We start from the raw sequence: 10,046 nt of genomic DNA on the forward strand, positions 1-10,046 counted from the left end.
AGACGGTTCCCTCTCCAGGAGGCAATTCCATGGCTCGTGAAGTCGTCATCGTGGGCGCGGCCCGTACCCCCATCGGCTCCTTCCAGGGAGCGCTGTCCAAGCTCACCGCTCCCCAGCTGGGCGCCATCGCCATCAAGGCGGCGCTGGAGCGCGCGGGCGTGAAGCCGGAGGCCGTGCAGGAGGTCATCATGGGCTGCGTCCTGCAGGCGGGCGTGGGCCAGGCTCCCGCGCGTCAGGCCACCATCTTCGCGGGCCTCCCGGAGTCCGTCCCGGCCGTCACGCTGAACAAGGTCTGTGGCTCCGGCCTCAAGGCCGTCATCGCCGCGGCGCAGTCCATCGCCCTGGGTGACGCGGACGTCGTCGTCGCGGGTGGCATGGAGTCCATGTCCAACGCGCCCTACCTGAGCCACACCATGCGCGGCGGTTCCCGCATGGGCAACGTGGAGTTCAAGGACGCGATGATCTCCGACGGCCTCTGGGACGTGTACGGCAACGTCCACATGGGCAACTGTGCCGAGGAGTGCGCCACCTCCCAGGGCATCAGCCGCGCGCAGCAGGACGAGTTCGCGCTGGAGTCCACGCGCCGCGCCATCCAGTCCCAGAAGGAAGGCCTGTTCGCGGCGGAGATCGTCCCCGTCCAGATTCCGGGCAAGAAGCCGGATGAGTTCACCACCGTCTCCGAGGACGAGGGCCCCAAGAACGCCAAGCCGGACAAGATCCCGGGCCTGAAGCCGGTGTTCAAGAAGGACGGCACCGTGACGGCCGCCAACGCGTCCTCCATCAACGACGGCGCCGCGGCGCTGGTGCTGATGAGCGAGGAGAAGGCGAAGGCCGAAGGCCGCACCATCCTGGGCCGCATCAAGGGCTACGCGCAGGCCGCCCGCAAGCCGGTGGAGTTCACCATCGCGCCGGCGGACGCCATCAACACGCTGCTCACGAAGCAGAACGTGACGGCCAAGGACGTGGACCTCTGGGAGATCAACGAGGCCTTCTCCGTGGTGTCCATCGCCAACAACAAGATCCTCGGCCTGGACCCGTCCAAGGTGAACGTGCGCGGCGGCGCGGTGGTGCTGGGCCACCCGATTGGCGCGTCCGGCGCTCGCGTGCTCGTCACGCTGCTCCATACGATGAAGGACCAGGACAAGAAGCGCGGCGTGGCGTCGCTCTGCATCGGCGGCGGCGAAGGCATCGCGCTGATGGTCGAGCGCTGAGGACCTGACCGCATGAACAAGGTCTACGCGAGCGCGGATGAGGCGGTCGCCGACATCCCGGACAACATCACTCTCATGAGTGGTGGGTTCGGGCTGTGCGGCAACCCCGAGAACCTCATCACGGCCCTGCACAAGAAGAACGTGAAGGGCCTCACCATCATCTCCAACAACTGCGGCACCACGGAGCTGGGGCTGGGCATCCTCCTGCAGAACAAGCAGGTGAAGAAGATGGTCGCCAGCTACGTGGGGGAGAACAAGGAGTTCGAGCGGCAGTTCCTCTCCGGTGAGCTGGAGGTGGAGCTGAACCCGCAGGGCACGCTCGCGGAGCGCATCCGCGCAGGGGGCTGCGGCATCGGCGGGTTCTTCACGCCGACGGGCGCGGGCACCCAGGTGGCGGAGGGCAAGGAGTCGCGCATGATCGACGGGCGGCTCCACGTCCTGGAGACGCCGCTGAAGGCCGACTTCGCCATCGTCCATGCATGGAAGGCGGACACCTGGGGCAACCTGGTGTTCCACAAGACGGCTCGGAACTTCACCCCCATGATGTGCATGGCCGCCAAGGTCACCATCGTGGAGGCGGAGCACATCGTGCAGCCGGGCGAGCTGGACCCGGACCTGGTGCACATCCCGAGCATCTTCGTGCACCGCATCGTGCAGGCGCAGAACCTCCAGAAGTGGATCGAGCGGCGGACCGTCCGCAAGAAGGCGTCCTGAGCCATGCCCCTGACTCGTGAACAGATCGCGCAGCGCATCGCCCAGGAGCTGAAGGACGGCTTCTACGTGAACCTGGGCATCGGCATCCCCACGCTCGTGCCCAACTACATCCCGCACGGGGTGGAGGTGGTGCTCCAGTCGGAGAACGGCCTGCTCGGCATCGGGCCGTATCCGGAGGAGGGGAGCGAGGATCCGGATCTCATCAACGCGGGCAAGGAGACGGTGACGGTGGTGAAGGGCTCCGCCTTCTTCGACTCCGCGCTGTCCTTCGGGATGATCCGCGGCGGCCACATCGACCTGGCCGTGCTGGGCGCCATGGAGGTCAGCGAAGAGGGTGACCTGGCCAACTGGATGATCCCCGGCAAGATGGTGAAGGGCATGGGCGGCGCCATGGACCTGGCCGTGGGTGCCAAGCGCATCTACGTGGCCATGGAGCACGCCAACAAGGACGGGCAGCCCAAGATCCTGAAGAAGTGCTCGCTGCCGCTGACCGGCCTCAAGTGCGTGCACCACATCGTCACGGACCACGCGTTCATCGACGTGACGCCGGAGGGACTGGTCCTCCGCGAGCTGGCACCCGGACTGACGGTGGAACGGGTGCAGCAGCTCACCGAGCCGAAGCTGAAGATCGCGCCCGACCTGCGCGAGATGAAGTTCCAGGCCTGACGTGGAGTGCTAGGGTGCGCTTCCGTCTCCCCGAGTGGGACGGAAGCCACCATCCCCCCGGAGAGCGGAGTACGTCATGGCCGACACTTCGGAGAAGCCTGTTCCCGCGCCTCGCGCGCACCGCATCGACCATGAGCTGCCCGTGGCGTACCGCACGGTGGCGGGCTTCGTGACGGACTGGGCGGTGAACCTGTCGCGCGGCGGGCTCTACATCAACACGCCGCAGCCGCTGCCTGTGGGCACGGTGGTGCGCCTGTTGGTGTCGCTGCCGGGCGCCAGCTTCCCGGTGGACCTGTCCGGGAAGGTGACCCGCACCAACCCCCAGGGGACGCCGGGCTCCGAGGTGCCGGGGATGGCGGTGGAGTTCCTGGACGTTGACGACGAGAAGCGGTCGCGCATCGAAGCGTTCGTGGAGCGCCTGCGGGAAGCCCTGCCGGCGGACGAGCGTGGCAGTGCGACCCGGAAGTAGGGCGGCCCCACACAGGCGGCCCCCGCGAGTGCGCCTGCGATGACGACGCTGCCCGAATCCCCCATTGAACTGACGATTGAACGGCTGGGCCAGCTTGGCGAGGGCGTGGCCCAGTGGGAGGGGCGCACCGTCTTCGTGCCGGGCGCCTTCCCCGGCGACACCGTGCGCGTGCGCCTGGAGGCCCAGGGCAAGGTCCTGCGCGGCCTGTTGGGCCAGGTGCTGACGGACGGTGCGGAGCGCGTGTCGTCGCGCTGCGTCCTGTCCGACGCGTGCGGCGGCTGTGACTGGCTGGAGCTGTCCGTCCCGGCGCAGCGGTCCGCGAAGCAGGAGATCGTCCTCTCCACCCTGGAGCACCTGGGCCGCTTGAAGCGCACGGCCTTCACCGTGCGGCCGTTGATGGTGGCGCCTCGGGACTGGGGCTACCGCCGCCGCGCGGTGCTGCACGGGGCGGGGAAGGGGGCGCTCGGCTACTTCGGCCGGCGCACGCATGAGCGCATCCCCGTGGACGTCTGCCCCGCGCTCACGCCCGTGCTCACTGCGCTGCCCGGGAAGCTGGCCCCGCTGCTCAAGCCGCTGGCCAAGGACACCGAGGAGGTGCTGCTGCTGGCCGAGGGCGACAAGGCCGCGTTCGCGGTGAACCTCAGCGGACAGGTGACGGCGCGGCACCTGGAGGCCGCGGAGGCCGCTGTGCGCGCGCTGCGGTTGGAGGGCGCGGTGCTGGTGCCGAAGGAGGGCTCGGCGCGGCTCATCGGCCGGCCGGTGCTGCGCTCGCTGTCCCCGCTGCGCCCCGAGGTGCCGGTGTACCTGCGGCCGGATGCGTTCGCGCAGGCGCACGCGGAGGCCAACGTGGGGCTCGTCACGGCGGCCCTGTACGAGCTGGGCGCGAAGGAGACGGACTCCGTGCTGGAGCTGTACTCCGGCAACGGCAACTTCACGTTCCCCCTGGCGGGCACGGCCGGGTCGGTGCTGGGCGTGGAGTCGTCCCCGGTGGGCGTGGAGCTGGCGCAGCGGAGTGCTCGCGAGGGTGGGGTGGCCAACGTGCGCTTCGTCCAGGGCGACGCGCGCAAGGTGTGCGACGGCTTGGTGGCGGAGGGGCGTTCGTTCGACCTGTGCCTCGCGGATCCGCCTCGGGCCGGAGCGCCGGGCCTGGCGAAGTGGATGCGCGCCTTGAACGTGCGCCGGGTCGTCTACGTGGCGTGCGACCCGGCCTCGCTGGCGCGTGACGCGGCGGGGTTGGTGGAGGCCGGTTACAAGCCGGTGGCGCTCCAGGTGGTGGACATGTTCCCTCAGACGCACCACGTGGAAGCGGTGATGTCGTTCGAACGGGGAGCCTGACGCGCCATGGACGCCCGCATCGTCGAGTTCGCCGAGGTCCTCCGCCAGAACGGCGTGCGCGTCAGCACGTCCGAGGTGCAGGACGCCCTGCGCGCCACGGCGGAAGTGGGCGTCCAGGACCGGAGCCTGTTCCGCTCCGTGCTGCGCGCCACGCTGGTGAAGCGCGAGCTGGACGTGGAGACGTTCCGCCGCGCGTTCGACTTCTTCTTCTCCGGCGCGGCCCGCACGTTCGAGGCCATCGACAAGTCGCTGGCGAAGCAGCTGGAGGACGAGGGCTACCTGGAAGGCGACCTGCTGAAGATGGTCATCTACCAGATGAACCTGCTGGCGCCGGAGATGTCCCCGCTCGCGCAGGCCATCCTCGCGGGTGACCGCGCGCGGCTGGCGCAGATCTTCCGTCAGGCGTCGCTCCAACTGGACCTGGGGCAGCTGGAGAGCCCGCTGCAGACGGGGTTCTTCACGCGGCGGATGCTCGCGGGCGCGGGCATGGAGCGGGCCCGGTCCGACCTCAAGGCGATGGAGGACGAGCTGAAGGCTCGCGGGCTGCACGCCGAGGGCGTGGAGATCGTCTCGCGCCACGTGGCCGCGGCCATGCGCAAGATTGAAGACGCCGCTCGCGCGGAGGTGAAGCGTCAGTCCGAGGCTCGCATCCGCCGGCGCACGGACTCCGTCACGGAGAAGCCGCTGCACCTGCTCACGCAGGCGGAGGTGGACCAGATGGAGGCCGCCGTGCGCACGCTGGCGGAGAAGCTCAAGAGCCGGATGATCCGCAAGCAGCGCTCGCACCGGCGCGGGTCGCTTCACGCCCAGCGCACGCTGCGCCGGAACATGCCGTGGGACGGCATCCCCATGGTGCCCGTGTTCCGCACGCGCCGGCCGGAGCGCCCGGAGCTGGTGGTGCTCTGCGACGTGTCCGACTCCGTGCGCAACGCGTCCCGGATGATGCTGCTGTTCATGCACACGCTGCAGTCGCTGTTCGTGCGCGTGCGCTCGTTCGTCTTCGTGTCCGACGTGGGCGAGGTGACGCAGTTCTTCAAGGACCTGGACGTGAGCGAGGCCATCGACGCGGCGACCGCCGGGCGCACCGTGTCCATGAGCTCCAACTCCAACTACGGCCGTGCGCTGGCGGACTTCACGCGCGACCACCTGGGCAGCATCACGCGCCGCACCACCGTGATGATCATTGGCGACGGCCGCAACAACTACAACGCGAGCAACGCCTGGGCCCTGAAGGACCTGAAGCGCAAGGCCAAGCGCGTGCTGTGGATCTGCCCCGAGGACCGGGGCAATTGGGGCATCGGCGACAGCGAGATGCTCACCTACGAGAAGCACTGCACCCAGGCCGTGGTCGTCACCTCCGTGTCGGACCTGGCCCGCATCGCGGAACAGCTCGTCCCCGTTTGAAAACCCTTTCGCACCCGAGGAGCGCCCCCATGGCCCCGTCCTTCTTCGACGACTACCAGGACGTCCCCAACGTGGAGACCGGTCCGGACTTCGACGCCGCCGACGACCGCACGCTGCGCATGGCGTCACGGCCGGTGGACAAGGCGCTGCTCGACCAGCTGGTCCGCTACCAGGAGACCTTCCTGTCGCATGTGGAGGCGGACGCCAGCCCGGAGGCCATGGCCGGCGCGGCGAAGGCGGCGCTGGAGACCAGCGGCCTGGACGTGAAGGCGGCGGAGTGGGGGAGCGCCGTCCTCCGGGCCTTCGGCGGCCGGCGGTGGACCGTGCAGCGGCTCCGCTCGAAGCTGACGGAGCTGGAGTCCCGCTCCGGGCCGGAGGTGGACGAGGTGAAGAAGCGCGTCCAGGACGAGCTGGTGAAGCAGGAGCGGGAGACGGACGCCCTGGGCCGGCGGTACGGCGTGGAGACGGTGGCCCTGCTCCGGGAGCACGAGGCGGAGCTGGTGGCCCTGCACACCCGGCTCCAGAAGGTGCTCAGCCGGGGATGACCCGGCGTGTCCGCCCGGTTGCATTCCGCGTCCGGGCGTTCCATAACGGCCCGTTTTCCTTCAAGGCCCACCCATGAAGCGCTACTTCATCCACACCTTCGGCTGCCAGATGAACGTCAACGACTCGCTCCGCATGAGCGAAGCGTTGTCGAAGATGTCCTACGTCCCCACGCCGGAGCCGGACAACGCGGACCTCATCATCCTCAACACCTGCTCCATCCGGGAGAAGGCCGAGGACAAGATGCTGTCCGCGCTGGGGCGCTACCGCGCCGTGAAGGCCAGCCGGGGCGCCATCCTGGGCGTGGGCGGCTGCGTGGCCCAGCAGGAGAAGGACAAGCTGCTCAAGAAGGTCCCGTACCTGGACTTCGTCTTCGGCCCGGACAACATCGCGAAGCTGCCGGAAGTGATTGCCCGCGTGCAGGACGCCCGCGAGCGCGTGGTGGAGACGGCCTTCGTGGACTCCGAGGAGTACGTCTTCCCGCGCGCCGACGCGGAGACGTCCCGCGGCAAGGTGACCGAGTTCGTCACCGTGATGAAGGGCTGCGACAACGTCTGCTCGTTCTGCATCGTCCCGCACACCCGTGGCCGCGAGGTGAGCCGCAACTTCCCGGACGTGCTCAACGAGGTGGCGGACCTGGCCGGCGTGGGCCTGCGTGAAGTCACGCTCATTGGCCAGAACGTCAACTCGTACCAGGGCGGCATCAGCTTCGCCCAGCTGCTCCTGCGCACCGCGGAGGTGCCGGGCATCGAGCGCGTGCGCTTCACGACGAGCCACCCGCATGACCTGTCGGACGAGCTGATCGAAGCGTTCCGCGTGCAGCCCAAGATTGCCCCGCACTTCCACCTGCCGGTGCAGTGTGGCAGCGACCGCATCCTGAAGATGATGCGCCGCGACTACACCGTCGAGCAGTACATGGAGCGGCTGGAGAAGCTGCGCGCCGCGCGGCCCGGCATCGCCATCACCACGGACATCATCGTGGGCTTCCCCGGTGAGACCGAGGAAGAGTTCGAGATGACGATGCAGCTCACCGAACGGGTGAAGTACGACAACCAGTTCTCCTTCGTGTACAGCCCGCGCCCCAAGACGGGCGCCGCGCTGCGCGAGAAGGACTGGGGCCCCATCCCGCACGAGGTGAAGGTGGCCCGGCTGGAGCGGCTGCAGAAGCTGCAGCGGCGCATCAGCGGCGAGTACACGCAGGCGCAGGTGGGCCTGGACGTGGAGGTGCTGGTGGAGGGCCGTTCGCGCTACGACGCCACCAAGCGCTTCGGCCGCACGCCGGAGAACCGCACGGTGAACTTCGAGGGCGATGCTCCCGCGGGCTCCATCGTGACGGTGCACGTGGAGCGCGCCACGCCCAACCAGCTCGCGGGCAAGCAGGTGGCGGTGCTCCAGGCCCCCACCGTGGCGCCGCCGCCGGTGGAGCTGCCCTTGCCGTTGCATGTCCCGGCGGAGGCCTGACGCCTCCGCCGCAGTCCCGCCGTCGGAGGTGCCACCATGCCGTTGAAGCCGTTTCGCGGGGTGTCCCCCCGCGTCCATCCGAGCTGCTTCATCGAGGACTCCGCCCAGGTGGTGGGCGATGTGGAGCTGGGCGAGGACTCGTCCATCTGGTTCAACTCCGTGCTGCGCGGGGACGTGAACTCCATCCGCATCGGCAAGCGCACCAACATCCAGGACCTCACCATGATCCACGTCACCAGCCAGGGTGACTCGACGACGGTGGGCGACGACTGCACGGTGGGCCACCGGGTCATCCTCCACGGGTGCGTCGTGGGCCACCGGGTGCTGGTGGGCATGGGCGCCATCCTGATGGACGGCGTGGAGGTGGGGGACGACTGCATCATCGGCGCCGGCACGCTGCTGACGCCCGGGACGAAGATTCCCCCGGGGTCGCTGGTGGTGGGCTCGCCTGGCAAGGTGAAGCGCCCCATCCACGACGGCGAACGCGAGTTCCTGGTGCAGTCCGCCCTCCACTACGTGCACACCGCCGCCGAACACCGCGCCAGCCGCTGACGCGGCCGCGTTGTGCGTGTTAGGAACACCCCATGGCGCTCGCCCCAGAGACGACCCTGAAGGCCTGCCCGCTCTTCAAGGGCTTCACCGACACCGGCATCTCCATCTTCGCGGCGGCGGCCGTGTCGCGCGCCTACCCCAAGGGGACGGCCTTGTTCACCGAGGGCAAAGCGGGGGACTCGCTGCTGATTGTCGGTGAGGGCACGGTGCGGCTGAGCGCCCGGAGCCCCTCGGGCGAGGACGTGCCCCTGGGCGAGGTGACCGTCGGTGAGCCCCTGGGCGAACTGGCGCTCGTGCAGAAGGGCGAGCGGCTGTGCTCGGCCACGGCCCAGACGGACGTGCTGGCGCTGGAGATCCGCGCGGCGGACTTCCAGAAGCTGCTCGCGCAGAAGCCGCAGGCCTGCATCAAGCTGTTGATGGGCATCGTCAGCCACTTCGGCGCGAAGGCCCGGGACAACCGGGACATGCTGCGCACGCTGGTGGCGCGGGCCCCGGGAACCTGACCGGCTGTCGGACAGGTGGCGCCGGGCTCATGCCGGGAGGCCGGAAGGGCGAACGGTCCTGCCACCCGCACCGGAGGTGGTTACTGTGCTCGCCTGGAGCCCCTCCGGGCTCCCAGGCTGTCGCACACCGTAGGTATGGGTAGACATACGGCCGGCGGCTTTCGTGATGTGGCGCGGACGCTTGAGGTGGGAAGCTGGGCGGCCGGAGTTTTCAACTGCCGCACCCGGTTGATGGCTGGGTGATGGACGGGCTGGCCCGGGTGGTTGCCGAGCGGCCCTTCGGGAAGTGATTGGACGGAACGACGCGTGGACGAACTGCTCACCAACCTGCTCGGTAGCTCCCAGGGCCTCTTCGCCTATCTGTCCGTGTTCGCCATCCTGGTGGCGTGCGGGCTGGGCGTGCCTCTGCCGGAGGACATCTCGCTCATCCTCGGTGGGTTCCTGGCGCACAAGGGCGCGGCCAACCTGCCGGTGATGATGGCGGTGGGGTTCTTCGGCATCCTGGTGGGTGACAGCCTCATCTACCTGGCGGGGCGCCGGCTGGGCACGAAGCTGGGGCGCGACCCGGGGGCGAAGGGTGGGGGGTTCTTCTCCAAGATCGTCACGCCGGAGAAGCGGGCGAAGGTGGAGTCGCTCTTCGTCACGCACGGCCAGAAGATCGTGATGATCGCGCGCTTCATGCCGGGCGTGCGCGCGGTGACGTACTTCACTGCGGGCTCCGTGCACATGTCCTACTGGCGCTTCATCTTCTGGGACGGCCTGGCGGCGCTGCTGTCCGCGCCGGTGTTCGTGTGGCTCGGGTTCCACTTCGGTGGCGAGCTGGACATGGTCATCCGCAAGCTGAAGGACGGCCAGGTCGTGGTGCTGGGGTCGCTGGCGGTGCTGGCGGTGGGCTACTTCCTGTACCGCCGCCGCAAGAACGCGAAGCTCAAGGCCGAGGCTGCCGCCAAGGAGCAAGTGACGCAGGTGGCCCTGCCGCCCGTGCCGGAGACGCTGGAGAACAGCATGTCGCCCACGCGCGCGGCCAGCCCCGGCGCCTTCTTCGACGTGCCCGCCGACAAGGCGCCCGCGTCCGAGCCGGACCTGAACGCGCACAAGTAGTCACCGTGCAGCGGTGACGTGGTTCACGGACCCCGCCCCCTCGAAGGAGGGAGCGGGGTTCTTCGTTGCGGGCCTGCGGGGGTTACG

11 protein-coding genes are annotated in these 10,046 nt (G+C 69.1%); all 11 read left to right on the forward strand.

Translation table 11 applies throughout. From position 1 onward, the window contains the following. Positions 1-29: 29 nt before the first annotated feature. The 11 genes from D7X30_RS13250 (at position 30) to D7X30_RS13300 (ending at position 9,959) form a co-directional block, all read left to right on the forward strand. Complete coding sequence (locus D7X30_RS13250; RefSeq protein WP_120563243.1) at positions 30-1,211, forward strand: acetyl-CoA C-acetyltransferase; 1,182 nt, start codon at positions 30-32, stop codon at positions 1,209-1,211. A gap of 12 nt (positions 1,212-1,223) precedes the next feature. Beyond that, positions 1,224-1,925 carry a CoA transferase subunit A gene (locus tag D7X30_RS13255; RefSeq protein WP_120563244.1) on the forward strand — a complete coding sequence of 234 codons (702 nt, stop codon included), beginning with the start codon at positions 1,224-1,226 and terminating at the stop codon, positions 1,923-1,925. A 3-nt stretch (positions 1,926-1,928) separates the two neighbouring features. Beyond that, positions 1,929-2,591, forward strand: a complete 663-nt coding sequence (locus D7X30_RS13260) for a CoA transferase subunit B (RefSeq protein WP_014397005.1) — start codon at positions 1,929-1,931, stop codon at positions 2,589-2,591. A 76-nt stretch (positions 2,592-2,667) separates the two neighbouring features. After that, on the forward strand, positions 2,668-3,060 hold the full coding sequence (locus tag D7X30_RS13265) for a TIGR02266 family protein (RefSeq protein WP_120563245.1): 393 nt from the start codon (positions 2,668-2,670) through the stop codon (positions 3,058-3,060). Between the two features lie 39 nt (positions 3,061-3,099). Next, a complete protein-coding gene (locus D7X30_RS13270; RefSeq protein WP_120563246.1) occupies positions 3,100-4,395 on the forward strand; it encodes a class I SAM-dependent RNA methyltransferase in 1,296 nt (431 codons plus the stop codon). 6 nt (positions 4,396-4,401) lie between these two features. Beyond that, positions 4,402-5,799: a VWA domain-containing protein gene (locus D7X30_RS13275; RefSeq protein ID WP_120563247.1), complete on the forward strand. Its 1,398-nt coding sequence runs from the start codon at positions 4,402-4,404 to the stop codon at positions 5,797-5,799. A 29-nt stretch (positions 5,800-5,828) separates the two neighbouring features. Next, positions 5,829-6,344, forward strand: a complete 516-nt coding sequence (locus D7X30_RS13280) for a hypothetical protein (protein WP_120563248.1) — start codon at positions 5,829-5,831, stop codon at positions 6,342-6,344. A 73-nt stretch (positions 6,345-6,417) separates the two neighbouring features. Next, positions 6,418-7,803, forward strand: coding sequence for a tRNA (N6-isopentenyl adenosine(37)-C2)-methylthiotransferase MiaB (gene miaB / locus D7X30_RS13285; RefSeq protein WP_120563249.1), 1,386 nt, complete (start codon positions 6,418-6,420; stop codon positions 7,801-7,803). A 36-nt stretch (positions 7,804-7,839) separates the two neighbouring features. After that, positions 7,840-8,355 carry a gamma carbonic anhydrase family protein gene (locus D7X30_RS13290; protein WP_120563250.1) on the forward strand — a complete coding sequence of 172 codons (516 nt, stop codon included), beginning with the start codon at positions 7,840-7,842 and terminating at the stop codon, positions 8,353-8,355. Between the two features lie 32 nt (positions 8,356-8,387). Next, entirely contained in the window at positions 8,388-8,858 is a 471-nt protein-coding gene (locus D7X30_RS13295) for a cyclic nucleotide-binding domain-containing protein (protein ID WP_120563251.1), read from the forward strand. A gap of 306 nt (positions 8,859-9,164) precedes the next feature. Then, on the forward strand, positions 9,165-9,959 hold the full coding sequence (locus tag D7X30_RS13300) for a DedA family protein (RefSeq protein WP_120563252.1): 795 nt from the start codon (positions 9,165-9,167) through the stop codon (positions 9,957-9,959). The last annotated feature ends 87 nt before the right edge of the window (positions 9,960-10,046 follow it).

It is taken from the genome of Corallococcus sp. AB011P (assembly GCF_003611605.1).
Lineage (GTDB): Bacteria > Myxococcota > Myxococcia > Myxococcales > Myxococcaceae > Corallococcus > Corallococcus coralloides.